This is a genomic window from Candidatus Omnitrophota bacterium (assembly GCA_018894435.1).
In the GTDB taxonomy this organism is placed as follows: domain Bacteria; phylum Omnitrophota; class Gorgyraeia; order JAHIPI01; family JAHIPI01; genus JAHIPI01.
In genome coordinates, this window is record JAHIPI010000065.1 from 1 (window position 1) to 25,023 (window position 25,023).

The following is a 25,023-nucleotide window of genomic DNA, read 5'->3' on the forward strand; positions in this document are numbered from 1 at the left end:
GGTCTATGCCAAAAGATTCGGCGTAGCTCCGGCCAAGGAAGGCGATCTTCACAGGCCTGCCCCTAAAGGGGTTGATTTAAACAGTATCCTTTGCGTAAAGACAAAACGCTCTTTGAGGAATGACTTTACGGTAGCGCATGATAAAAAACTTTACCAGGTACTTGATGGTACGAGAGCCAAAGAGGTGATGGTCGAGGAGAGGGTCAACGGTTCAATGATTATACGTTATAAAGACGCTATTCTAAAGTTCAAAGAAATAACCACGCGTCCCAGGAAAGAAGAGCCTAAAAAGACGTACGAATTCAGGTTAAAAAGAGTATATGTGCCGCCTCCAGCCGACCACCCTTGGAGGCGCTTTAAGATCAATCCACAGTATGCACATTATTCACAAAGAGAAAAAAGTAGCAAAAAAGAGAAAGGGCTGCTACTAACGTTACAAACCTAAAAACCGGACATTTTAACTTTGCTAGAATTAGGACATTTTAATCTTGCTATAACACGGACTTCTAACGGGGTTGACTTTCCGACTTATTAAAGGTATAATCCAACCCGAGATGGACATAATATTAATATCTCTTACTATATTGGCAAGTTTGGCAATCGGTTGGTCTATCGGCGCCAATGATGCCGCCAATTCGCTTGGTACGGCCGTAGGTTCGCGTGTAGTGACGCTTAAACAGGCGATATTATTAATAGCTATTTTTGGTTTTTTAGGAGCATTTCTGCAGGGCGGCCACGTATCCACGACTATAGGTAAAGGCATTGTCCCCATAGATCAGCTGGATAAGGATGTCGGGTTATATCTCGCGCTTATCGCATCTTTTGCGGCTTGCGCCTGGGTCGTTATCGCTACATATTGGAAGATACCCATCTCGACCAGCCATTCCATTGTAGGCGCCGTAGCCGGAGCAGGTTTGGCGCTAGGTACTACAATCAATTGGAAGGTTCTTTTTGATATATTTACCTGCTGGATCGCCACCCCTTTCGGAGCAGCCATTTTAGGATATATATTTTACCGCAGCCTGCAGAATGTATTTTACCGTATTGTTCCCCGAAGGTACCTAAGAGTTACTTTCGCCACTTTGATTGTTGCAAGCGGCTGCTATGTCGCTTATACATGGGGTGCGAATGACGTGGCCAATTCCATAGGATTGGTAGTGGGGTCTGGAATACTTTTGCCTAATATAGCCATTATTTTAGGCGGTATTGCTATAGTGGTCGGCATTACTACGTGGGGGTATAAAGTTATTGAGACAGTAGGCTCTGAAATAACGCACCTTTTGCCCATAATGGCATTTTCGGCGCAGCTTGCCAGCGCGATAAATGTCCATATATATACTATGTTCGGGATACCGGTATCCACAAGCCATTCCATAGTCGGGGCTATTTTCGGAGTAGGTTTAGTGAAGGGGATGCATGTCTTGAATGGGCGTATCGCGAGGGATATGGCCTTGTGCTGGATAGCCACTCCGTTTGTTTCAGGGTTAATAAGCTTTTCGGTATTTAAGCTGATCATGATATTTGTTAAAATAATGTAGTCCCTCGGCGCGCTCGCCCAAATTGAATGTGAGCTCGCTTGCTCGGGATAAATTTTGTTTCACAAAATTTGGAGGTTGAAAAATGAGAGGACTGGGAAATATTTTAGGCTGGCTCGGCATGGAGCAGGAGAGGACTATATTGGAGGATGCCCAGAAACACGTGGAAGAGACTTATAAGACCGTCTCCTACTTTACCGACGCTATCAAGGCATTTATTAAGGGAGATGCAGCAACCAAGAATACCGCGATTGAAAACGTAAGCCGCAGCGAACATGAGGCGGATGTACTGCGCTCCAAGATGGTCAAACAGCTTTCGGAAAGCCTTATGCTTCCTCCCGACAGGGAAGACCTTATGCATTTTGTGAAATCGCTCGACAGGATAGCCGACTGGACAAACGGGGCCGCGAGAATACTGGGTTTTATTGAAACGACGCCGCCCGAGAGCGTATCAAAAAATATATTCATTGCGACAGAGCTGATCCTCAGTTCCGTTACAAAATTAAGAGAAAGTATAAACGCGCTTACCAGAAACGACCTCAAGAAGGCGCTTAGTGACTGCGAAGATGTAGACCGGCTGGAACACGAGGCGGATGACCAGAAGAGAGTGCTGATAGGATCGCTCATACATGCGAAGCTTGAGACAGTGGCATTTTTCTTATGCTACCAGCTCGCGGAATATCTGGAGGGAGTAACCGATAAGATAGAAGATGCCGCAGATTTTGTAAAAGTGGTCGCTATCAGGTCGAGGTAAACGCCGCAAGAATAGCATGCATGAAAAATAGGAAATCTAAGCCTGAGGCAATAATCTTTGACATGGACGGCGTTATCATCGACTCTATGCCGTATCATTTTCTCGCCTGGTACGAAGCGTTAAGGCCCTTGGGAGTTAGGGTAAGTTGTTTTGAGGTCTATTCCAAAGAAGGCGAGGACTGGAAAAAGACCCTCAGAGAATTCTTAAAAAAAGCCGGTATAAAACCCACCGAAAAGATACTAAGCGGCATATTTCGCCGCAGAAAAAAGATCTTTAAGAAAAATTTTAAACGCTTTATATTTAAAGGCGCAAAAGAAGTTCTGGTATGTCTTAAGAAAAAAGATTATCTTCTTGGCCTTGTGACCGGCACGCCCAAAAAAGAGGTAAAAAAGATCTTGCCGGTTTCAATGTACAGGTTATTTGACTGCATAGTAGCCGGAGACGAGGTGAAAAAAGGAAAACCGCATCCGGAACCGTATCTTCGGGCGGCAAAATTAATGGATGTAAAACCTTCGGAATGCGTTGTTGTAGAGAATGCCCCTTTCGGCGTGGAATCGGCCAAAAAAGCCGGGATGTTTTGCATAGCAGTTACCACCGGGCTTACGAAAGAATATCTCAAAGGGGCAGATATAATCGTTGACGATTTGTCGGATATGATAGAAGCGGTAGAGAATAGGGGGGTGAAATGTTTAAGAAAATTCTTATAGCGGCTATTCTAGTTCTTGGTTTAGTACGCTCACCGGCATTTGGTGCGGATGAAAAAGTTCATCCAGAGGTCAGGAAATTTTTAAATAATCTTGAAGATGCTATATACAAGATGGATACCTATAGCTCGACCATGGTCTCCGAAAACCGGAAAGGGAAGAAGCGCGAATATAAAGTTACGGAGTTCCGGTTCAAGAAGCCGAACCTTATAAGGACCGATGTTATTGACGGCGACAAAAAAGGGAGCACCGTTATTTTGAATAAAGAAGGAAAGATAAGAGGCAAAAATTCCATGGGCCTCAGGAAGACGCTAAAGCCTGCGGATTCAAGGCTTAAGAATATACGCGGCGCGACATTTATGCAGGCCAGCTTCATAGATATGATGGAGAGGCTGAAAGAACATATTCTGGAAAGAGGGTGCAGGGCCAGAGTGGTGGTTGAGCAGTATATGGATAGGCCCGCTTATCACCTTATAATAGAACACGATGACGACGATGATCCGGTGACGCTGGAAGAAGTCTGGTACGATAAGGATACGTACTTCATAATGAAAAAAATAAAGTTCGAAGGGGAAACCAAAGTAAGCGATATTACCTGGAAGGACCGTAAGATAAACATCCCCCTTGATGACAGCCTGTTCGTGCAGTGATTCGCGACAATGCTATGGACGCATTCGATAAATATTATAATAAGCTCAACGAAAACCAGAAGAAAGCCGTCGATATTACTGATGGCCCCCTTCTCATATTAGCCGGCCCCGGCACAGGGAAGACTGAGCTCCTGTCGGTGCGCGCCGCAAATATAATTCGGCAAAAAAAAGCCCGGCCCGGCAACATCCTCATACTGACCTACACCAATTCCGCCGCAAAGGCCATGAAAGAGCGTCTCGTGAAAATCATAGGCCCCTCCGCGCATGATATAGAAAGCGCTACCTTTCACAGTTTCGCCAATTCGGTAATATTAGATTCGGAAGATGCCGCGAATTACATACAGGAAAAGATCCAGATGCAGGATATAGAGCGCATAAGGCTTCTTGAGTATATCCTTGATAAAACAGAAGGCATAGACGCGATAAGGCCGATGAAATCGCCCTATTTTTACCGCCAGGATATAGAGAGAAGGATAAGTGATCTTAAAAGGGAAGCTATAACGCCCGTGGAATTCTCGGCGCTGGCGGATTCTTTCAAGCCCGACGGCGTTCTGTTCGAGGAAAAGCACGCGGAGCGAATAAGAGCGCTGGCGCTGGCGTACAAATTATACGAGGAGTATAAAGACGGTAAAAACGAGGATATTTTTGACTCAAGAGGCCGGTATGATTATGATGATATGATTATTTTCGCCGTAAAGGCGGTAAAAAATGAAAAATATCTTAGAAGCAGGCTGCAGGAGGAATATAAATACATAATGGTGGACGAGTTTCAGGATACTAATGGCGCGCAACTGAAGCTGCTTTTTGAGCTCGCAGCCGGCAAATCGCCCAATTTGTGCTGCGTCGGAGATGATGACCAGGCGATATACCGTTTTCAAGGTGCCTCAGTCGCAAATTTCAGAATATTAAGAGAAAAATTATCGGATATGACAGAAGTGTCGCTCAAAGACAATTACCGCTCGACAAAAGAAATAATAAAATTGGCTGGAAATATAATAAGACACATACCGAGCGATACGCGCGTTACGGCGAAGGACCTTGTGTCGCGGAAAGATTACAAAGATAAAACAATAGAATTCCATGAATTTTCCACAGGGAGCGCCGAGCTTATTTATATAACCGACAGGATAAGAGATATACATAAAAATGTTGACTACAATGATATTGCGGTGCTTGTCAGGAAACGGGACGATGTGCTCAAAGTTGTGGACGCCTTTCTCGGAGCCGGCATACCTTACGCGACTGACGGCAAAGAGGACATAAGCGGCGAAAACCGCGTCAGGCAAATGCTGGATGTCCTCGAGTTTGCGCACCTCAAAAATACCGCGGATTACGCCTCCAAAGACAGCCTCTTCTACCGCATTATAACCAGCGATTATTTAGGCGTGAAGATGACGGATGTGCTGAAATTTATCTCGTACGTGAACGGTAAAAAAAGAGAAGAAAAGGATACGCTAAAGAAGAGCCAGATAGCCGTTTATACAGAATTTATAAATTTGTTCACCGCGAGTAACGCGGAAAAGGCCGAGTGTTTTGGCAGGGAGATTGGGCTGTCTGATACAGCCCAATTTACAAAGGCAGCATCCGTCATCAAATCTCTTTTGGACGGAGCCGAGACAAAGCCGGTCCATACCATGTTTATGGAATATATAAAGTCAGCGGGCGTTTACAAGTATATACTTTCGTCGTACAATGATAATGAAGTCCTAAGAATACGCGACCTGCGCGCTTTATGCTCATTCATAAACATGGTCAAAATAAAAAACGTGACTCAGCCCGGTGTCAGGCTGGCGGACTTTATGGATGAGATCGAGACCATGCTGAAGCACGGCCTGCCGCTTGTGGGCAAGCTTGTAACCATGACGCAGGACGGGGTCAGGGTATTCACGGCGCACGGCTCAAAAGGGCTCGAATTTCATACGGTAATAATACCTTTTTGCCTGCAGAAAAAGAACTGGCCTATGCAGCCCCTGCCTAACAAGATCCCCCTGCCCGCGGAAATATACAATATCGGCGGCAATGCCATGGACAAGGAGGCTGTAAAAGAGATGAGCTTCTACGATGAAACAAGGCTTTTTTACGTTGCCTCTACGCGCGCCAAATCAAACCTTATTTATACATCAAGCCCTACGGAAAGCGCGGTGAGCAGTCTGTATCTCGCTTCCGCGGGATTAAGCGCGGATGAGCCGGAATCCGGTATGAAAGAGGAGACGCTCCTTGGGAAGTCGCTCGCGCTTGCCGAAGAGAAGGAGCCTTTTATAGGGACGGAAAAAGTCCTGCGGGACCTGGTCAGCGATCTGACGCTTAACCCGACCAAACTGAACAACTATATCAAATGCCGCAGGAAATTTCTGTATGATAACGTGCTCCTTCTGCCCGCCAGGAAAAATGTTTTTCTTACTTTCGGAAACTGCGTGCATAAGGCGCTGGAGGACGCTTACGGGTGTTTAATAAAGACAGGCAAATTTCCGGATTTCGATTTTTTCAACGATTTATTCAAGAGAGAACTTATGAATCAGGGCGTAGATAGGTCTATAGAGGCGGACTGCAATAAGTGGCTCCCCTCTGTAAAAAATTGGTATATAATCGCATCGAAAAGCCCTGTGAAACCCATTGCTCTTGAGGAAAGCCTGGAGATAGCGTTGCCGGGCAAGCTTATATTCAGGGGAAAGCTCGACAAAACAGAGTTTGTGGACGAGAAAAAGGGCCTTGTGCGGGTGCTTGATTATAAAACCGGCCCGCCGGATGAACATGTGAAAAACATATACAATGTGTCTGATCTTAAAAGCCGTGAGTGCGATGATTATCTGCGGCAGCTGGTGGCGTATAAATTACTTTTTGAAAAAAGCAAAAAGAACGCGGGCCTTAAAGTTACCGAAGGCACGCTTGTCTTTACCGCGGAAGTAAAAGCCACGGTACTTAAATACGGGCTCAAGAAAGGCGCGTATATAAATAAAACCGTTGAACTCAGCGATGACATGGTAGAGCAGCTTGAAGATGTAATCAAGAACTGCTGGCGCGATATTAATGCCCTGAAGTTCGAAAAACTGGAAAATACGGATGAAAACAGGAAAAAGACATGCAACAAATGCGAATATAATGACATTTGTTGGGAAAGGTAAAATGAAAAGAATGATTTTGTTTTTTAGCATCGTAATTTTGCTACTTCAAGGCAGCGCTATTGCAGAAAATAAATGGACGGCGCTCGTCGAGGAATCGGGAAAAGTACTGGCGGAGATTCAACAGATGCCGGATGAGGGCATTCCCGACGATCTTTTAAGAGAATGCGCGGCGATAGCAGTTTTTCCTTCCACTATTTCAGCTGGATTCGGAATAGGCGGTAAATACGGCCAGGGCATAATTATGGTACGTGAAGACGGAAAGAATAAGTGGTCGGCTCCTGCGATATTTAATCTTGTGGGCGGGAGCATAGGATGGCAGATAGGGGGCCAGGCCACGGATTTTGTCCTTCTTATAGGCAACAAAAGAAGCGTGGACGGTATTTTGCAGGGTAAATTTAAATTGGGCGCCGATGTTTCAGTGGCGGCAGGACCCATCGGCAGAGCGGCAGAAGCTTCCACCGATGTGCAGTTAAAAGGCGGGATATTGTCTTATTCGAGGAGCCGCGGCCTTTTTGCCGGCGCAAAACTTGAAGGCGCGGTCATTACCCAGCATTGGGACGGAAATAAGGAGCTTTACGGAAAAGGCTTATCGGCAAACGAAATATTGCTGGAGAATAAAGCAAAGATGCCGGACTCCGCAAAGGCGATACTCAGCGTCTTAAACAAGTACCCGTATAAGAAATAAATTTCGCATATGTTTGATTTTAAAAAGCATCTCAATCCGTCTCAATATGAAGCCGTTACCCAAACGGAGGGGCCTCTTCTTGTCATAGCGGGCGCCGGTTCGGGGAAGACGAGGGTAATAGAATACCGCGTCCTTCATCTTGTCGAGAACAAAGTAGAGCCGGGATCTATACTTCTTTTATCCTTCACCAGAAAAGCATCGCGCGAAATGCTCTCCCGCGCCGAAAGGCACGATCCGCAGTGTAAACACGTTGAAGGCGGCACGTTCCACTCTTTTGCGTATAAAGTCTTAAAGAGATACGCAAAGAACCTCGGTTTTTCGCACAACTTCTCAATACTGGACGAGACAGAAGCGGAAGATGCAATAGCCAGATGTGTCGCAAAACTCAATTTTACGGAAAGAGAAGAACGTTTCCCCAAAAAGAATACGCTCCGCAGCATAATAAGCGTATCTGTCAATAAACACGTAAGCATTGAGGAAGTCATAAAGAAGGAATATCCGCATTTTCTGGACTACGCTCACGATATAGAGCGCCTGCGAAAGGCCTATACGGAATATAAGATAAACAAAAATTATATGGATTACGACGACCTTCTTGTCTATCTGAAACTTCTGCTTGAAAATCCAGAGATACGGGAGCGTGTTTCGGGGAAGTATAAGTATATTATGGTCGACGAATATCAGGATACCAATGCGCTCCAGGGAGACATAACATATCTTTTAGGCAAGGACCACTCCAATATTATGGCGGTAGGCGACGACGCCCAGGGCATATACGGTTTTCGGGGGGCGTCCCACGAAAACATCATGAATTTTCCGAAAAAATTTTCGCATTGCAAGATAATAAAATTGGAGGAGAATTACCGCAGCACGCAGCTTATTTTAAATGTGGCCAATACCACCCTTGAGAATATGAAGAATAAATATTCAAAATGCCTTACTTCTATGCGCAAAGAAGACGGCGTCATGCCCGAACTGCTCTTTTTTAAAGATGCCTACGAAGAGGCCGAGTGGATCGCGTCAAAAATAAAGGATTTTAACGACGAAGGGCTCGCGCTTCGGGACCAGAGCGTCCTTTTCCGTTCAGCGTATATATCCATACCGCTTCAGGCAGAACTGGGTAAGCGCCATATACCGTATCAGGTCGTAGGCGGCCTCAGGTTTTACGAAACCGCTCATGTGAAGGACGTGATGGCCCATCTAAAGATCATTGCCAATCCAAAGGACGAGCTTGCCTGGCGAAGAGCGCTCATGCTTATAAAAGGGATAGGAACAGTCACTTCCGAGAAGATCCTGGAAGAGGTTTCCAGTTCTCCTTCCTTGCCTCATATGGTTGATAAAGTGCTTCGCGTTTGTTCCTCGAGACATAAATATTCTACCGCCCTTGCCAGATTAAATAAAGCCCTTAAGAACGCAATAGACGATAATCTGAAGATAACGGAAATTTACGAGATATTCCTCGATTATTACAGGCCGATACTTCGCGATAAATTTGACGACTGGCATCTCAGGATCAATGATTTGGAAACGCTTAAGCCGATAATCACGAGATACGACTCGATTGATGAGTTTTTGGCGGATTTTGCCATTGAATCTCCGGAAAAAAGCGTCTGGAAGGTTAACCCTTCAAGAATGCCCGATGAACAGCCGCTCACGCTTTCTACCATACATTCCGCAAAAGGGCTTGAATGGAACGCGGTATTTTTAATGGGGCTTATGGATGGCGTACTGCCGGTCAGCTTTGCTTTGGACGACGAGGATGATATAGAAGAAGAACATAGACTTTTTTATGTGGGTATAACACGCGCAAAGGATAAACTCTTTCTTTCCATGCATCATGAAGGCGCGAGAGGAGGGATGTACAGATTTAATAAAATCTCGCAGTTTGTCGACATGCCAAACCTTATGTCTATACTTGAGGTCAATGATATCTCCGGAACCGAAGAAGAGATAGACCTTGATAAGGAAGAGCTTCTATTCCCTTAGCTGTTTTTCGGCATCGATGATATCCCTGTTTATCAGAGATATAGTGTTTCTTATCTTTTCTTTGAGTTTTAGTGACGCGGGTGTTTCCAATATCTCGTCGAGTATTTGAACGGCCATCCTAAAGTAACGTATTATTTCCCCCTCATCATCTTCGGTATGACGCATTGTCTTTTCAAAACTCTCTTTTCTCATCCACGCCTCAAGCGCAGGCGTAAGGTGGTAGAAATAGCGCTTGCTCAAGGGGCTTATATAGGCCTTCTTTTCCATATACTGTATATGGTTTAAAATATTCTCGGTTATTTCCGATGATTCCTTTGCCTTTTTTGAAAGAGGAGGCTTGACGCTGCCTTTTCTCGGTTCAAATACGAGCGCCAAAGAAAGCATGCCGAGCTCCGACTCGGAAAGATGCTCCAGAACCCCTTTCTCATAAAGCTCGGAAAGCGAGAGTTCATAGCCGTAAATTTTACTTGCGAAACTGCCCTTTTCCGTTAAAGCCTCCGCCTTTATATAACCGAGGTCCTTCAAAAGTTTCACTTTTGACTGCAAAAGTTCGATCGCCTTTTTCTGGGATTGTTTCTTTTCTTGGAAATAATGGAAAGACAGAGGGTAGATGTCGTATAATTTTTCCCCGTATTTTTCGTACAGATTCAGTATAGTGGCGTAGGAGGCGTTAAAACGGCTGTGGACCTTTTCCGGATATCCGTATATGACCTTTTCCAATTCCTGGAACGAGGTGTAATGAGGATTTACGCGGCTGTATACGAAACCTTCCTTGTCTATACCGCGCCTGCCGGCCCTTCCCGCCATCTGGTAAAAATCGCGCGTCTTAAGCGTTCCGTAGTATTTACCGTAAAACTTCCTTAATTCGTCAAATGCCACCGTGCGCGCCGGCATATTTATGCCCAGGGCGAATGTCTCCGTCGTAAATATGACCTTTATGAGTTTACTGGTGAAAAGGCGTTCGATTACCTCTTTCAGAGTAGGAAGCATGCCGGCATGGTGGTAGGCGATCCCCTTTTCCAGAAGAGGCATCATAAGTGTCGCGCTCTTTTCGCTTAAAAGATCAAATCTTTCACAAAGGTCGTGGTACATCGACCTTATCTTTGATTTCTCCTCGGTATTCAGGAAATCGAATCCGAACATCTCTTCGGCAAGATATTCGCAGCGCCTTCTGCCAAAGGAGAAGTATATGCACGGCAGTTTATTATTTTCGAAAAGATGTTTTACAAGAACAGTCGTTTTATTCGGTTTTAGCGTATGGTGCCGCATGAAACGGCTTCCGCGGTAAGAATGGCGCCCAGCCGGATGAGCCGTTTTATATCCAAGATGTTTCACCTTGCCCAGGCTATCTACCAGCTCGCCCTGGCATTGATAAAAAAAGTGAAGCGGCACCGGCCGCTTGTCTTCTTTGACCACCTTGAGCGGTTTTTTATGTATGGACTGTATCCACGCTGAGAGCTCGTCGATATTCGGTATAGTAGCCGAAAGCGCGAGCATATTCATATGTTTTGGAAGAAATATAAGAGACTCTTCCCATACAGTGCCCCGCTCATAATCGTCAAGGTAGTGGATTTCGTCAAAGATTATCCATGAATATTTTTGAAGGTCGCTCTCTTCCTCAAGAACTTTATTGCGGAATATCTCCGTAGTCATAATAAGAATAGGGGCGTGGGGGTTTATACTGACGTCACCTGTGAGTATGCCGATCTTATCCTTGAAAGTCCCCTGAAAATCGCGGAATTTCTGGTTTGAGAGCGCTTTTATGGGCGCCGTATATATGGCGTAAGTATTTTTCGCGAGGCAGTCGTTTATGACGTATTCGGCTATAGCGGTTTTTCCCGAACCGGTCGGCGCCGAGACTATTACGGAATGGCCCTCCTTGATGTAGTCTATGGCTTTCTGTTGGAATGGATCGTATTGCATGCTTATATTGTACCTTATTAGTCCGAGTTTTTCAATATTGTATATGCGCCTATTCTGAGGTATAATTTAAGCATGCAATTTCTTGAACTGGTACGAAAGAGGCGGAGCACACGGAAGTATCTATCAAAGCCTGTGCCGCGCGAAGCCATAGACAGATGCCTTGAGGCAGCACGGCTTGCCCCTTCCGCCTGCAATTCCCAGCCGTGGTCATTCATCGTCGTAGATAAAGATGATTTAAGATGTGATCTTGCCGCTGCCGCGTTTTCCGGGCCGTATCACATGAACTCTTTCGCAAAAGCGGCACCCGTGCTTATAGTTGTGGTAACGGAACGTTCCGGTTATATTGCAACACTCGGCGGGTATTTCAAGAGCGTGCAGTACAGCCTTGTAGATATCGGCATAGCGTGTGAGCATCTTGTTCTGCAGGCGGAAGAGGAAGGACTGGGCACGTGCTGGCTCGGGTGGTTTAACGAAAAGGCGGTTAAGAAGGCACTCAGCCTGCCGTACGAAAAGAAAATAGACATAATAATAAGCATGGGCTACCCTGAAGAGAACGCCAGGCGGGAGAAGCCGCGCAAGACACTCGATGAAGTAAGGAAGTACTTGGGCAGATGAGAAATCTTACCAACTCAGGCTTTTTCATATCTTCCAAAATAGGAAAGGCGATAAAGGATTACAATTTAATAGAAGACGGCGATAAGATTTTAGTCGCTGTCTCCGGAGGCAAGGACAGCCTCTCGCTTTTAAAGCTACTTTTAGAGAGGAAGAGGTGGGCGCCGGTAAAGTTTGACGTCATTGCGGCCCATATAGAGACTGATAAGAGGTGCCCAAATTCGCGCGATTCGAACAGGAAGTACCTTAAGGGATTTATTAAGCGGATGGAGAAACGCTCGCCCCACATCAGGACCAATATCTTTCGCAGCGTAGCCCGAATTAAGAGGGAGTATATTGATTTGAAAGAAGAGAAATAGTGCAACCAGAACGCTACATAATCCACGTTGACATGGATGCGTTTTTCGCGTCCATAGAGCAAAGAGACAACCCTTCCCTTGGGGGTAAGCCGGTTATAGTGGGTGCCGATCCGAAAAAAGGAAGAGGAAGGGGCGTAGTTGCCGCCTCTTCTTATGAAGCGCGAAAATTCGGCATACATTCGGCCATGCCCATTTCCACGGCCTATCAAAAATGTCCTCATGCGGCATTTCTATTGCCCGACATGCAGAAGTATAGTGAAGTTTCGCGCCACATGTATAAGATACTTTACGATTTTACTCCGGAGATAGAGCCGGTAAGCATAGACGAAGCGTTTCTGAATATAACCGGGAGCTATAAGTTATTTGGCACGCCGCGCGAGACATGCCTTTTGATCAAATCAAGTATAAAAAAAGAGACATCGCTTACAGCTTCCATAGGGCTTGCGCCTACCAAGATGGCCGCGAAGATCGCCTCGGATTTGGAAAAACCTGACGGGTTTGTTCAAGTCAGCCGCAAAAATTTGCTCGATTTTCTGTGGCCGCTGGATATAAAGAGACTTTGGGGTTTAGGCAAAAAGACAGAGGCCGTATTAAAGAACCGCGGCATAAGTACGATAGGCGAACTTGCGAAGAAAGATGTAAAAGAGATCACAGATCTATTGGGGAAAAACGGCCTTCATCTCTGGCAGTTAGCCAATGGCATAGATAATAGCGAAGTTGTGACGGAAAATGAGGCGAAATCCCTGAGCAGTGAGACGACATTTGATAAAGATACCTCTGACCGGAATCAGGTAGAGGCGGCAATAATGTCACTTTGCGAAAAAGTCTCCGCAAGGCTGCGTTGCGAGGGCCTTAAAGCGAAGACTGTAACTTTGAAGATAAGGTTGGAAGGCTTTCTCACTTATACAAGGGCACTTACTCTGGAGGTGTCCACCAATTACGCGGACATATTATACAAAAATGCAAAGGAACTTTACGCCAGATTCGATACGATCGACAACCCAAAAAATTCAGGGCCGCTCAGTATCGCCCTGAGCAAACGAAGTGCGTCGAAGGGCGATACACAAAAAAGGAAGATACGCCTTATAGGGATAAAGGCATCTAATTTGATTTCTTCGCGCCAGAAGGATTATCTCTTTAAAGATCCCGGTGCTGACAAAAGAGAGATGGTGCATCAAGCGCTTGACCATATAAGAGAAAGATTCGGCAGCGGTTTTATTCGCCGGGCAGGCGGCCTTGGGCATTAAAAAAATCTTGCAAAAGATTGTAATTTTGCCTGATTTATGGTAATATTACTTATTGAACTACATCGCGGAGGCGGAAAATAAAGTTACCCATACCTAAGCTCTCAAAGAAAAACAGCGGGCCTGTCCTGCACCGTAATGGTGCAGGGTTCACCCTGCTGGAAGCCCTTATAGCAATGACAATACTTGCTTTCTGCGCGACGGCTCTCTTCGCATCGCTTTATTTGGGTTTTAATCTTGTTAATGATATCCGCGAAAACATAATCGCGTCCTCAATAATCCAGCAAAAGATAGAAGGCCTAAGAAAGACCTTTTTTGTGAGCATGCCTGTATACGGCGAAAGCACGTTTGCGGACCCGTCTTTATCCAAGCTTCACAATCCCTCAGCGAAAGTGAATATCGATCAATATTCGGATGCCAATATAATAAGGGCCGCGGTAACAGTGACATGGTATTCCCGTTTAAATACAAGCAAACAAAATACAAAGAGAGTGATGACGCTTATCACCAAAAATGGCATAAACTCCATATAGGAGAGAATGCGGTTGATCAAAAAAATATTCAAAGAAAACGGCCTTACGCTTATAGAACTTTTGGTAGCGACTTTGATCGGGACATTAGTTTTTATGGTGCTATTTTATGTCTCGTTTACCATTCAGGAAAATATTAATATATCGAGCGGCATTCTCGGCATTACTGAAAGCGGACGGCTGGCAACGAGCTATATCTCAAATGATGCCCGTCAGGCAAAATTACTTACTTCTTACAGCTCATACTCCACGAACAACACCACTTTGGTGCTGGAAATCCCGGTGGCAAATACGAGCGGTACGATAATAGGTTCCGATATGATAATCTATGCCCTGGATTCGGCCGACCCTACTAAATTACGCCGCATAGTTTACGCTACGGCAGGCAGCCCGAGAAGCGACAGCAATAAAATCGTTGCCGAAGACGTAGATACTCTGCTGTTTTCATCATACGGAACCGGGCTTTCTTCGATAGCGAGCCCGGGCACCGTAAAATTATTGACCATGAAGATCATAACTAAAACAAATGCGGCAGGAGTAGTCCGCGTAAACGAGATAATAACATCGGCTTCTTTAAGGAACAAAAAAATAAGTTACTGACGGAAAAAGGCTGGGCGCTCATAACAGTGATGGTGGTTCTCTTTGTTATGTTTGCGCTTGTGGGAGCTTTTCTTTTTTTGGCAACCAGCGCCAGGCTTATTAACGAACGATACCACGAAAACGCCGCGGCGCTTTACTTGGCGGAGGCCGGCGTGGATTACGCCATATGGGAGATAAATTACGGGGGCGCGGACTTTTCCGGATGGACGGGAAATCCTGCGATTGAAGTGACAAAGGCCATAAACAATATTCAGGATGCTGACGGCAATATATACGGCAATATCAGCGTATCTGTTTACAATTTTGGCCAGGAGATAGTAACGGTAAGATCCACAGGTTCGTTCAGTTCTCTTACGGGACCGCAGGTTTCACGAACAGTTCAGGCATTTCTTAAAAAACACCACATAAGCAATTACGCTATACTGACCCAGCAGAGTATAAGCGTTGGCGGAAATACGACGATAGACAGCTACCTCGGAGCGTTCCCCGACAGGTCAAACGGTGATCTCGTCACGAATAGCAGCGCAACCCCCGCCATAACCACAACCGGAAACGCCTGCTCAATAAGCGGCGCAGGTATTACAGGCCCGGGCGGCACGATAAGCGACCAACATGACAAAATTGCCATCGAGGACGATAATGCGGAAGTATATATACCGCCGGTAGATAATGATTTTACGGGCCTTGCTTCAGAAGGAAGTATAAATACCTCTTATGAGATAACAGGTGACCATAAATACGACTCCCTTACTTTATCTTCTACCGATAAAGTGACATTAGATTGTGCGTCCGGGGCTGTAAATGCCTATTTTACTGGGGATATTTCTCTTAGCGGTAAAGCTGAGATAGAAGTGCTGAACAGCGACTCTTCCTCCGACAGAATCGCAAATGTATATTTTGACGGAGATATCAGTATTAGTGCTAATAATAATAAGGTGAACACGAGTACAAAGGACCCTTCCAATCTCGTATTTTACGGAAAAAATACGGGCTCACAATCTGTAAACCTGACAGGCGGAGAGATTTACGGAATCTTTTATGCGCCGTCCGCCGACTTTTCTATCAGCGGTAATCCGGATATATACGGCTCTATTACGGCTAAGACGGTGGATGTCTCGGGAACTGCCGAAATCCATTTTGACGAAGAGCTGAAAGACAAGTCACCGGCCAAGGGCTATGACCCTTACTGCTGGGAGGAGAAATAAGTTATGATTACGGAAAAAGGCTGGGCGCTCATAACAGTTTTGATAATTTTATTTGTCATATTCGCGCTAACGGGGGCATTTCTCTTTCTGGCGACCAATGCCAGGCTCATTAACGAGCGCTACCATGAAAATGCCATGGCGTTATATCTGGCGGAGGCCGGCATCGATTACGCCATATGGGAGATAAATTACGGCGGCGCGGACTTTTCTGATTGGACCGGTGACCCAGCAATAGAAGCGACAAAGTCTATAAATAATATTCAGGATGCGGACGGCAATATATACGGCAATGCAAATATTTCCGTCTATAATATGGGACAGGATGTGGTTACAGTGAGATCTACCGGCACATTCAGCTCTATTACGGGGCCGCAGGTCTCAAGGATGATACAGGCACTACTTAAAAAACATAAACTTTTCAACTATGCTATCCTAACTTCCGATCTAATAGATGTAAGCGGAACGGCTAATAAGATTGATAGTTACGATTCTTCGCTTGGGCTTTATGGCGGCGTTAATGTAGGCAGCGAGGGCACTATTGTGACAAATAGCACGGCGAACCCAGCTATAACGCTTCGCGGAGGCGCAACAATAGATGGCGATGTCGTTACGGGGCCGGGGGGCACTGCTACAACAGCAGGCGGTGCAAGTTATTCAGGGTCTCCTTATGCCAATGCGGACATCTTCATGCCGTCTGTTGTCGTTCCTGATAATTTACAGAACGCAACCTTACAAAGCGCAATATCCCTTGCCGGCAATAATACGCTGGAGCTTTTTTCGGGAGATTACAGATATAAGTCCATTACGCTTTCGGCTAAAGCACAGCTTATATTGAACGGGGACGTCAATCTATATTGTACGGAGAGTCCTTCCATCACCACGGAAGCCCAAAGCCAGATCATTATTAAAAACGGAGATGCGAGCATATATTTTGATGGCGATGTAAGCATATCCGGCAAAGGCGTCTTGAATGAATCCGGGGCCCCTTCAGATCTGACTTTTTACGGCACTGACAGTGTCTCAAATATAAACTTATCAGGCATAGGTACTTTTTACGGCACATTCTATGCGCCTGGCGCGGATTATTTTTATATTGCGGGAAATAGCGAATTATTCGGCGCCGTTGTAGGCAAGAACGTCTCTCTGGCAGGGACGGCTCAGATTCACTTTGATGAACAATTGATGCAGGATTCGCCTACCATAGGATATGACCCATATTATTGGGAAGAAAAATAAAGGATAGAAACCATGGCCATTAGAAAAAGACGGCAGTTAAAATTTGGATCGATGGAAAAGCGCAGGAAAAGACGGGCGAAGCTTAAAGCTGCGGGGAAGAACCCTGATCAGTATTTTTATTCCGGTATTTATATAGCAGAAAAAAAATAATAAAGAAAGCGCTAAGCAGCTCTTTTTCTTTTATCACATATTAAATGTCTTTTAAAATGACTATTTTTGTTCCTTATTGTCTTAATTTTCAATGTGTTAAATGCTGTTAGGGGAAATGAAAAAGTTACATATTGACATACTGTTATTTGTGTGATATAATTCAGTTAAGCAAACTCCGTTAGAAAGGGAAAAAGTCTTATCTTTCTAACGGAGTAAAAACATAGCGAGGTGAACGTATGAGATTAAAAAGCGGCCTCTTCAAGTATCAGGTACTCTCCGACAAAGAAAAAAAGAACCTCCTGCTTCTAGACATAATAATACAAAAAGGCCCCATTTCCCGGACGGATATTTCCAAAGAAACCGATTTGAATATAGTTACCGTGTCTAATTATGTGAATAACTATATCGAAAAAGGCCTTGTTATTGAAAAGGGTTTTGATGTTTCATCGGGCGGCAGAAAGCCGACTTTAGTGGAACTCGATGCCTCGGGCGGTTATGCCATAGGCGTGGATATCGGGCCTATAGATGAGACGGCAATAATGACGGACCTTAGCGCCAAAATAATGTGGAAAGAAAAAAAGAAAAGGCCACAGGGGAACATGGAAGAAGTTATAAAAGTGGCTGCGGAACTTCTTAAGGATACTATAGCCAACTCCAAGGTCCCCAAAGAAAAGATAATTGCGGTTGGCTTTGGTATATCCGGGATTATAGACGAAAATTCCGGTACAGTAAGGGATACCGACCCGAACCGGGGCAGGACCACAGGTAGCCTTAACTCTTTTAGGGAGACCATAGAAGGGACTTTTAATTTGCCTGTATTTGTCGGAAATGACGCTACCTGTGCGGCATTCGGAGAGAAGCGGCTGAGCCTGGAAAGAGGCATTGAAAATATGCTATATATCTATTCCGACGTGGGCTGTGGCATCATAATAAAAGGAGATATATATTGCGGCGCCGGAGGGAGCGCCGGTGAGATGCAGATATCCTCTGAGGCGATTGGCGAAAATGATACAAAAGCCGGTTCAAAAGAGATGTATTATTTAAGGCCGCTCGGAGTTGATTTGGGGATAGTGGCAAAAACGAAGAAGGCCATTGAAGAAGGGATAGGTACTAAAGTATTAGAACTCGCAAGTGGAAAAGCGGCAGATATAACATTAGAAAAGGTAATAAAGGCCGCCGAAGTAGGCGACAAACTGGCCATGGATCTTATTGAGAACGCCGGAGTGAGCTTGGGAACGCGTATAGCCTACCTGATAAATCTCTTTAATCCTGAGGTGGTAGTAATAGGCGGAGGTATAGAAAAGGCGGGGGAACTCATAATTGAGCCCATAAGGCGGACCGTGCGAAAACTTGCCTTTGAAGAGCCGGCTGCGAAAGTGCGTATAATACCATCTGCATTGAGAGATGAGGCGGTCGCGCTCGGCGCCGCGAGCCTGGTCTTACGCGAAGTATTTACACAAGTTTAAGGGAGATTTTAAAATGGCGGGGATAAAAGGATTATTTACCGGAATAGAGTTGGGTGACAAGGAAAAGAAAAATTTGTTGATACTTGACGCTATTCGCAAAAAAGGCCCTATAGGCAGGACCGAAATATCCAAGCTTACAGGTTTTAATATAGTTACGGTCAGCAATTATATCGATCATTATATAAAAGAGGGGCTCGTTTCGGAAGGGGGTTACGATACATCATCAGGCGGCAGGAAGCCGATGCTGGTAGATCTTAATTATAAATCGGCACATGTCATCGGTGTCGGTTTTGATATGTTAGATATGGTAGGAGTCGTAACGGATCTACGCTCTAATATTCTTTATCAATTAAGAAAAAAACGCCCCGCAGAGACAGGAAAGGCTCTCCTTAGTAATTTGATAGAGATGGTAGAAGAAATCCTTAACAAATCCGCGTTAGATAGGAAAAGTATAAAAGGCATAGGGCTTGCCGTGGCTGGTATTATTGACAAAGATAATATGAGCATAAGATGGCCGGGAGTACTGGGTACTCCGGATGTAATCGTTTCCGCCTCCCTCCTGGATGCGCTGGAACGCAGGTTTGGCATACCCGTAGTGGTCGAAAACGATGCCGATTGCGCAGCCTTTGGCGAGCAATGGCTGGCCCTCGACCCCGAGCTTAAAAATGTCATATACATGTATTCCGGTGTTTCGTGCGGTATAATGATCAACGGCCAAATTTATAGAGGTGCCTCAGGCTGTGCAGGGGAGCTGGGAATATTGAGCCCGCGCAATCTGGATAAATACGACTGGCGTAGAGAATCCCGCGGATTAGGGCGATGGAATATGGAATTGAGTACTCTTGATAATATAAAAGAAATATATGAAAAGCACGGTGATTCGAAGATATTTAAGTTAGCGGGCGGCGCGCCGGATAAAGTTACGTTTTCATCAATAGTGGAAGCGGCGCATTCAAAAGACGAAACGGCAATTCAATTATTAAATAAAGCGGGCAAGGATCTCGGTAGAAAAGTGGCTTTTTTGGTAAATTTATTAAACCCGCAGGTAGTGGTGATAGGCGGCGGCGTGGAGCGGGCCGGCTCTTTTCTTTTTGATCCCTTAAAGGATGCGGTAAAAGAGTGGGCCTTTGAAGAAGCAGCAAGAGCTCTTAAAATAGTTCCGGCCCAGTTGGCCGAAAACGCGGTGTCATTGGGCGCTGCCAGCGTTGTGGTACAAAAATATTTCGAAAATATGTAATACATAATTCAAGGAGATGATTATGACTGAAGGAAGAATCTGCTCAATGTGTAAAAAAGTTTTTCTTCCGAATAAGTACCGGCCGAATCAGGTAATATGCTCCAATCTTGAATGCCAGTACCAAAGGCAGCTTCATAATATGAAGAGCTGGCGGGATAGTAACCCGAATTATTTCAAGTATAAGGAGATAAAAGATGTCAAGTGGAAGGATTCTTGCCGCGAAAGGGCAAGGCGGTGGAGGCAAAACCATCTTGACTACCTGAAACTTTACAGGCAGGAGCACAAAGAAGAACACAGAGAATATATGAGGAAGTACATGAGGGATTACAGAAAAAAGACGAGAGAAAAGACCGAAGGGCCGGTTAACCAGGAAAGCACCAAAGATCAGTTAGGCAAAGCAGACTCTTCGGAATTATAATCAGGCAGTATCAAATCCAAAGGTCCACATATTTTTAATGATAAGAACAAGAATCAAAAATAATATAGAAGGCCTAAAAAATACGGCATCGGCAGCCTTGCTTGTAACTATCACCGCTCTTATTTTTTTGTCTTTGTCCCCCACTCCGTATGCCGCGCAATCCGACGTATCTATAAACAGCTATTTAAACAAGGCAGACCTCTATTATAAGGAAGGCAGGTACAAGGAGGCGATCTTATCCTGGGATAAAGTGCTTTCAGCGGACCCGAACAATGCGTTGGCAGCCCGCGGCATCAAGGACGCGGAGCTAAAGATGGCGAAGATAAAGGATTTTTTCGGCAGTAATATATTTAAAGAATTCGCGACTGTTAATGAATTTTCTATCGAAGATTGCGTGTCTATGGCAGTAGAACACAGTATTCCGCTTGAAGTCGCGAGAGAGCAGATGAAGCTTGCCAATATAAAAGTATGGGAGGCAAGAAGGTCATTTTTTCCGGAACTTAGCCTTTCATGGACAAGGACCAGCGGCATACAATCGGACGGGAAGGTAGAAGGCCTTGAATACGGCATTGAAGGCAAGCAGCCTGCTTTTCATTCCGGAGGCATTATGTATACCCTTGCTCAGTCAAAAGTGGATCTCTCCATAGCGGAATCGAATTACGACAAAGTAAGAAATGAATTATATTTTGAAGTAGCGCAGGCATACTACAGCCTTATAAAAATTAAAAAACAATTAGAATATACGCAGGATATTTATAATGAAGTAAAACCTATCTACGAGATGATCAAAAAGGCGTACGAAAAATCGGCGGCGCCGACTATAGAATTTTTAAACGCAGAATCCAGCTTTAATCAGCTTTACTACCAGATAATATCGGATGAAAACGAAGTTCAACTCACAAAGCTTAACTTGGAGCAGAAACTGGGCATAGAAGATATAGGAGGGATCAATATTGTTTTCGATAACGAACCCTCTCTTGTCACGAGAAGCCTGAAAGAATGTCTTGAACTCGCGATCGAACACCGCCCCGATTTAAAAATGGGTTTTTATATCGTAAAATACGCCGAATACGGCAAGAAGATCGCGGATACCAAAGAGATGCCTAGAGTAGATCTCGTCGGAAACTATAAAAAGTCATCAGAAGTATACAGGGAATCGTACAGCGCCGCATATGAAACGCAATTATTGGACCCTCATAAGAAATGGTATATAGGAGTCGAAGCGAGTGTGCCGTTTCTCGGAAGCACGGCAAGCTATTCATATTTCAGAAGGCATGACCCGGCCAGCCTGAGTACGTTCCAACCCGATTCCGAACAAAGCGGCACTACCTGGAAGTTCGACGTCCTAAACAATATTAAGAATTTCTCTGAAATAGAACAGGCGAAGATAGCAAATGTGAAGGCCGAACAGGAACTGGATGATGCAAGGAAAAAGGCTATCATGGAGGTAAAAGGAGCATTTTATGGTTACGAAAAATCGCGCGTTCAACTGACGGCGGCCAAGGCGCAGAAAGAGTACCGCGAAAAAGAGTTTAAGATATTAAAGTTCAAAAAAAGCATGGGCGAGGGGGAATTATCGGATCTATTTGAAGCGGTAACCAAACTTATAGAGGCAAATACGTTTTATTGCGACGCCGAGGCCAACCTTAATATATCCGTAGCGGGGCTTAATAAGGCGATAGGGATAGAAGATTATTTTTAACTAGAGAGTAAATCGGGGGTTTACAAATGAATCTTTTTAAAACAGAGCTTTTCAAAAATAGAAAAAGGCTAATTATTCTGTCTATTTTGCTTATAGGAATCTTCACAATGTGGGGGTGGACGAGTCTGTCAAAAAAACTTGCCGGAGGAGCTAATCTAATAAAAGAACTCATCTCGGGATCTAAGGCAGATAAATCCGGCGGCGAAGAATTGAGCGAGCCTCCTATTCCGGTAAGAACCGAAAAGGTGGTAAAAACAGATTATGTCGATTCCATTGTGTCATTCGGGACTATAAAGGGATTTCAGGAGATACCTGTCAAATTTGAAGAGGCCGCCAGAATATATAAATTTTATTTTAAAGAAGGGGAACCGATAAAGAAGGGCGACCTTGTCGTCTCCGAGGAGCAGGAAGAACAAAAGTGGAAGGTAGAGTATGCCGAGATAGAGTATAATAAAAACAGGACCTTATACGATTTGGGGGCTATAACTAAAGATAAGCTCAGGCAGGCAGAACTTGAATTGGAAGTCGCGAAAGAATCTTTAAATAAAAGGAATTTTTATGCGCCGTCGGATGGTTTTATAGGTACGCGGTGGATGAAAGAAGGGGAGGTCGCTTCTCCCAATGAAATCGTAACTACTTTTGTAGAGATAGGAAATATTTTCTGCGAGGCCGGCGTTATAGAGAAAGATATGGATAAGGTAGAAACAGGCCAGAAGGCCAGTATAATAATAGAAGCCTTTCCGGCTAAGAATTTTGAGGGCGTGGTCGATTCTGTCTCGCCGATTTTAGAAGGCCGAAGCCGCACGCAGACCGTCAGGATCCTTGTCCCTAACGAGAAAGGCCTTATCAAGCCGGGCATGTTCGCAAAAGCCGATATAACGATATTTGAAAAGAAAGACGCGATAGTAATACCGCGAAAGGCATTGCAGAAGACAGATGAAGGCTATGCGGTCTTCGGCGTTGTAAGGCCCGAAGGCGAAGCTAAAAAAACGCCGGCAGGGTTTGATGAAGCCACCGCTAAGGTAATTTCCGTTAAAGTTGACAGGACCGGCGAAGAAAGAGCGCTTATAGGCGAGGGCCTTACAGAAGGCGAAGAGATTATAATAGAGACCCCCGAAGCAAAATCGAGCATTAAAGACGGTGCGAAAATAGAGATAATGCCTGAGAGGGGAGAATAAGCGGGGCAGAGTATAATGAGTTTAGCTTCATTTTCCGTAAAAAGGCCCGTCACCATAACGATGGTCTATTTGGGTATAATCCTTTTGGGGGTTATATCCTGGTTTCGCCTGCCGCAGGAATTTTTTCCTCCTATCACTTATCCCCAATTATCCGTAATCACCAATTATCCGAATGCCGCTCCCGAAGAGATAGAGACGTTAGTTACCAAACCGATAGAAGAAGCCGTCGGAACGGTTAAAAACGCAAGAAGAGTTATCTCTACCTCACGCGAAGGCACCTCTATAGTCACTGTAGAATTTAACTGGGGCACCGATATGAATTTTGCGGCCCTGGGCATGAGGGAGAAGATAGACCTTATAAAAGAACGGCTCCCAAGAAACGCCGAAGAACCCCTTGTAACAAAATATAATCCTTTTGCCCTGCCGATCCTCACTTTAAGTGTTAGCGGAGAACGTCCGCTTAACGAACTATATGAGATCTCGAAACGTTATATAAAGGATAAGCTTGAGAAAATAGAGGGCGTCGCATCATGTTCCATATCCGGAGGCATTGACAGGGAAATACAGGTCAATGTAAAGGAAGGCGCTCTCCAGGCCTCGAATATAAGACTTTTAGATGTTGTGGAAGTCATAAGAGGGTCCAATTTAAATTATCCGGCCGGGACTACTAAAGAGGAATTTTTTGAATGGCTCATAAGGACGATGGGGGAATTTGCCACTGTTTCGCAGATTGAAAGCGCTGTTATTTCCACGGATGAAGGTGAAGAAAGAGGAACGAGGCAAAAATCCGGTGACGATTCTTTTGTCAAAAGAAAGCATCTCATAAAACTTGGGGATATTGCCGAGGTAAAAGATGCCTTCAAAGAAAGAACCAGTTATTCGCGTTATAACGGAAAAGAAAACGTCTCTATAGCGATACAGAAACAGGCCGAAGCAAATACTATAAACACAGTCCGAAAAGTCCTTAGCGAGTTAAAGAAAGTAAGAAACATCCTGCCCGAACGCGTTGAAGTAGATATTGTCTATGACCAATCAAAATTTATAAAGAATTCTATAGCGAGCGTGAGGGATGCCGCTTTCCAGGGCGGCATTTTAGCTATACTGGTGCTCCTATTTTTCTTAAGGAACATAAGAAATTCCCTGATAGTCGCCGTGACCATACCGGTTTCCATAATAGGAACTTTCTGCCTTATGTATTTTTCCAATATCTCTATCAATATGATATCTCTGGGAGGGTTGGCCATGGGCGTGGGTATGCTTGTGGACGGCGCAATAGTAGTTATAGAAAATATATTCAGGCGCTGTGAGCTGGGAGATGCCACAAAGACCGCAGCCGAGAAGGGGGCGGAGGAGATGATACCCGCGGTTACTTCGAGTGTTTTTACTACTGTAGCGGTATTTCTGCCTATGGTATTTGTTATAGGCGTAGCCGGCCAGATATTTAAAGAACTCGCCCTTACGGTTACTTATTCGCTGCTTGCGTCTCTATTTGTCGCGTTTACCTTGATACCCATGCTTGTTACCCTCGGAAAGAAGCATGGGCAGGCAAAATTTAAAATAGCGGACAAAATCGACCATTTTCTCAAGAAAACGGCAGATTTTTACGGCGCGATCCTAAAGAGATTTCTTGAAAACAGGAAGAAAGGCCTTCTGATAATATTTTCGGCCTTTTTGGTAAGCATATTATTATTTACTTTTATAGGCAAGGAGTTTATGCCTAAAGTAGA

23 protein-coding genes are annotated in these 25,023 nt (G+C 44.8%); 22 read left to right on the top strand and 1 reads right to left on the bottom strand.

Annotated elements, in window-relative coordinates; all coding sequences use genetic code 11:
• From KKI13_05025 to KKI13_05060, 8 genes are all read left to right on the top strand, one after another.
• Positions 1–445 (top strand): hypothetical protein (locus KKI13_05025; protein MBU4488409.1); only part of this gene is annotated, 445 nt, incomplete at its 5' end.
• Positions 446–554: 109 nt separating this feature from the next.
• Positions 555–1,538 carry an inorganic phosphate transporter family protein gene (locus KKI13_05030; protein MBU4488410.1) on the top strand — a complete coding sequence of 328 codons (984 nt, stop codon included), beginning with the start codon at positions 555–557 and terminating at the stop codon, positions 1,536–1,538.
• An 82-nt stretch (positions 1,539–1,620) separates the two neighbouring features.
• Positions 1,621–2,289: a DUF47 family protein gene (locus tag KKI13_05035; GenBank protein MBU4488411.1), complete on the top strand. Its 669-nt coding sequence runs from the start codon at positions 1,621–1,623 to the stop codon at positions 2,287–2,289.
• Positions 2,290–2,309: 20 nt separating this feature from the next.
• Positions 2,310–2,996, top strand: coding sequence for an HAD family phosphatase (locus tag KKI13_05040; GenBank protein MBU4488412.1), 687 nt, complete (start codon positions 2,310–2,312; stop codon positions 2,994–2,996).
• On the top strand, positions 2,975–3,643 hold the full coding sequence (locus KKI13_05045; protein ID MBU4488413.1) for a hypothetical protein: 669 nt from the start codon (positions 2,975–2,977) through the stop codon (positions 3,641–3,643). Before KKI13_05040 ends, KKI13_05045 begins: the two co-directional genes overlap by 22 nt.
• 14 nt (positions 3,644–3,657) lie before the next feature.
• A complete protein-coding gene (locus tag KKI13_05050) occupies positions 3,658–6,765 on the top strand; it encodes an ATP-dependent helicase (GenBank protein ID MBU4488414.1) in 3,108 nt (1,035 codons plus the stop codon).
• 10 nt (positions 6,766–6,775) lie between these two features.
• On the top strand, positions 6,776–7,450 hold the full coding sequence (locus KKI13_05055; protein MBU4488415.1) for a lipid-binding SYLF domain-containing protein: 675 nt from the start codon (positions 6,776–6,778) through the stop codon (positions 7,448–7,450).
• A 9-nt stretch (positions 7,451–7,459) separates the two neighbouring features.
• The gene (locus KKI13_05060; protein ID MBU4488416.1) at positions 7,460–9,436 is read left to right on the top strand and encodes an ATP-dependent helicase; all 1,977 of its coding nucleotides are present in this window, start codon (positions 7,460–7,462) and stop codon (positions 9,434–9,436) included.
• Here KKI13_05060 and KKI13_05065 read toward each other — a convergent pair.
• On the bottom strand, positions 9,425–11,359 hold the full coding sequence (locus KKI13_05065; protein ID MBU4488417.1) for a DEAD/DEAH box helicase: 1,935 nt from the start codon (positions 11,357–11,359) through the stop codon (positions 9,425–9,427). The genes KKI13_05060 and KKI13_05065 overlap by 12 nt on opposite strands.
• 72 nt (positions 11,360–11,431) lie before the next feature.
• Here KKI13_05065 and KKI13_05070 point away from each other — a divergent pair, with 72 nt between their 5' ends.
• The 14 genes from KKI13_05070 to KKI13_05135 form a co-directional block, all read left to right on the top strand.
• The gene (locus KKI13_05070) at positions 11,432–11,974 is read left to right on the top strand and encodes a nitroreductase family protein (protein MBU4488418.1); all 543 of its coding nucleotides are present in this window, start codon (positions 11,432–11,434) and stop codon (positions 11,972–11,974) included.
• Positions 11,971–12,330 (top strand): hypothetical protein, encoded by a 360-nt coding sequence (locus tag KKI13_05075; protein MBU4488419.1) that lies wholly within the window; start codon positions 11,971–11,973, stop codon positions 12,328–12,330. Before KKI13_05070 ends, KKI13_05075 begins: the two co-directional genes overlap by 4 nt.
• On the top strand, positions 12,330–13,577 hold the full coding sequence (gene dinB / locus KKI13_05080; GenBank protein MBU4488420.1) for a DNA polymerase IV: 1,248 nt from the start codon (positions 12,330–12,332) through the stop codon (positions 13,575–13,577). Before KKI13_05075 ends, dinB begins: the two co-directional genes overlap by 1 nt.
• Positions 13,578–13,654: 77 nt before the next feature.
• Positions 13,655–14,107: a type II secretion system GspH family protein gene (locus KKI13_05085; protein MBU4488421.1), complete on the top strand. Its 453-nt coding sequence runs from the start codon at positions 13,655–13,657 to the stop codon at positions 14,105–14,107.
• A 6-nt stretch (positions 14,108–14,113) separates the two neighbouring features.
• Positions 14,114–14,704 (top strand): hypothetical protein, encoded by a 591-nt coding sequence (locus KKI13_05090; protein MBU4488422.1) that lies wholly within the window; start codon positions 14,114–14,116, stop codon positions 14,702–14,704.
• Positions 14,705–14,751: 47 nt separating this feature from the next.
• Complete coding sequence (locus KKI13_05095) at positions 14,752–15,909, top strand: hypothetical protein (GenBank protein ID MBU4488423.1); 1,158 nt, start codon at positions 14,752–14,754, stop codon at positions 15,907–15,909.
• A gap of 3 nt (positions 15,910–15,912) precedes the next feature.
• Entirely contained in the window at positions 15,913–17,145 is a 1,233-nt protein-coding gene (locus tag KKI13_05100; GenBank protein MBU4488424.1) for a hypothetical protein, read from the top strand.
• Positions 17,146–17,157: 12 nt separating this feature from the next.
• The gene (locus KKI13_05105) at positions 17,158–17,295 is read left to right on the top strand and encodes a hypothetical protein (GenBank protein ID MBU4488425.1); all 138 of its coding nucleotides are present in this window, start codon (positions 17,158–17,160) and stop codon (positions 17,293–17,295) included.
• Between the two features lie 236 nt (positions 17,296–17,531).
• Positions 17,532–18,761: an ROK family protein gene (locus KKI13_05110; GenBank protein MBU4488426.1), complete on the top strand. Its 1,230-nt coding sequence runs from the start codon at positions 17,532–17,534 to the stop codon at positions 18,759–18,761.
• Positions 18,762–18,774: 13 nt separating this feature from the next.
• Entirely contained in the window at positions 18,775–19,998 is a 1,224-nt protein-coding gene (locus tag KKI13_05115) for an ROK family protein (protein MBU4488427.1), read from the top strand.
• Between the two features lie 22 nt (positions 19,999–20,020).
• A complete protein-coding gene (locus KKI13_05120) occupies positions 20,021–20,416 on the top strand; it encodes a hypothetical protein (protein MBU4488428.1) in 396 nt (131 codons plus the stop codon).
• 37 nt (positions 20,417–20,453) lie between these two features.
• Complete coding sequence (locus KKI13_05125; protein ID MBU4488429.1) at positions 20,454–22,118, top strand: TolC family protein; 1,665 nt, start codon at positions 20,454–20,456, stop codon at positions 22,116–22,118.
• A gap of 26 nt (positions 22,119–22,144) precedes the next feature.
• Positions 22,145–23,296, top strand: coding sequence for an efflux RND transporter periplasmic adaptor subunit (locus KKI13_05130; protein MBU4488430.1), 1,152 nt, complete (start codon positions 22,145–22,147; stop codon positions 23,294–23,296).
• A 15-nt stretch (positions 23,297–23,311) separates the two neighbouring features.
• Positions 23,312–25,023 (top strand): efflux RND transporter permease subunit (locus KKI13_05135; GenBank protein MBU4488431.1); only part of this gene is annotated, 1,712 nt, incomplete at its 3' end.

What these genes read in the sequence shown, in the direction of transcription:
- KKI13_05030 (MBU4488410.1), top strand. Translation starts at nt 555, where the DNA reads ATGGACATAATATTAATATCTCTTACTATATTGGCAAGTTTGGCAATC.
- KKI13_05035 (MBU4488411.1), top strand. Translation starts at nt 1,621, where the DNA reads ATGAGAGGACTGGGAAATATTTTAGGCTGGCTCGGCATGGAGCAGGAG.
- KKI13_05040 (MBU4488412.1), top strand. Translation starts at nt 2,310, where the DNA reads ATGAAAAATAGGAAATCTAAGCCTGAGGCAATAATCTTTGACATGGAC.
- KKI13_05045 (MBU4488413.1), top strand. Translation starts at nt 2,975, where the DNA reads ATGTTTAAGAAAATTCTTATAGCGGCTATTCTAGTTCTTGGTTTAGTA.
- KKI13_05050 (MBU4488414.1), top strand. Translation starts at nt 3,658, where the DNA reads ATGGACGCATTCGATAAATATTATAATAAGCTCAACGAAAACCAGAAG.
- KKI13_05055 (MBU4488415.1), top strand. Translation starts at nt 6,776, where the DNA reads ATGATTTTGTTTTTTAGCATCGTAATTTTGCTACTTCAAGGCAGCGCT.
- KKI13_05060 (MBU4488416.1), top strand. Translation starts at nt 7,460, where the DNA reads ATGTTTGATTTTAAAAAGCATCTCAATCCGTCTCAATATGAAGCCGTT.
- KKI13_05065 (MBU4488417.1), bottom strand. Translation starts at nt 11,359, where the DNA reads ATGCAATACGATCCATTCCAACAGAAAGCCATAGACTACATCAAGGAG.
- KKI13_05070 (MBU4488418.1), top strand. Translation starts at nt 11,432, where the DNA reads ATGCAATTTCTTGAACTGGTACGAAAGAGGCGGAGCACACGGAAGTAT.
- KKI13_05075 (MBU4488419.1), top strand. Translation starts at nt 11,971, where the DNA reads ATGAGAAATCTTACCAACTCAGGCTTTTTCATATCTTCCAAAATAGGA.
- KKI13_05090 (MBU4488422.1), top strand. Translation starts at nt 14,114, where the DNA reads ATGCGGTTGATCAAAAAAATATTCAAAGAAAACGGCCTTACGCTTATA.
- KKI13_05095 (MBU4488423.1), top strand. Translation starts at nt 14,752, where the DNA reads ATGTTTGCGCTTGTGGGAGCTTTTCTTTTTTTGGCAACCAGCGCCAGG.
- KKI13_05100 (MBU4488424.1), top strand. Translation starts at nt 15,913, where the DNA reads ATGATTACGGAAAAAGGCTGGGCGCTCATAACAGTTTTGATAATTTTA.
- KKI13_05105 (MBU4488425.1), top strand. Translation starts at nt 17,158, where the DNA reads ATGGCCATTAGAAAAAGACGGCAGTTAAAATTTGGATCGATGGAAAAG.
- KKI13_05110 (MBU4488426.1), top strand. Translation starts at nt 17,532, where the DNA reads ATGAGATTAAAAAGCGGCCTCTTCAAGTATCAGGTACTCTCCGACAAA.
- KKI13_05115 (MBU4488427.1), top strand. Translation starts at nt 18,775, where the DNA reads ATGGCGGGGATAAAAGGATTATTTACCGGAATAGAGTTGGGTGACAAG.
- KKI13_05120 (MBU4488428.1), top strand. Translation starts at nt 20,021, where the DNA reads ATGACTGAAGGAAGAATCTGCTCAATGTGTAAAAAAGTTTTTCTTCCG.
- KKI13_05125 (MBU4488429.1), top strand. Translation starts at nt 20,454, where the DNA reads ATGATAAGAACAAGAATCAAAAATAATATAGAAGGCCTAAAAAATACG.
- KKI13_05130 (MBU4488430.1), top strand. Translation starts at nt 22,145, where the DNA reads ATGAATCTTTTTAAAACAGAGCTTTTCAAAAATAGAAAAAGGCTAATT.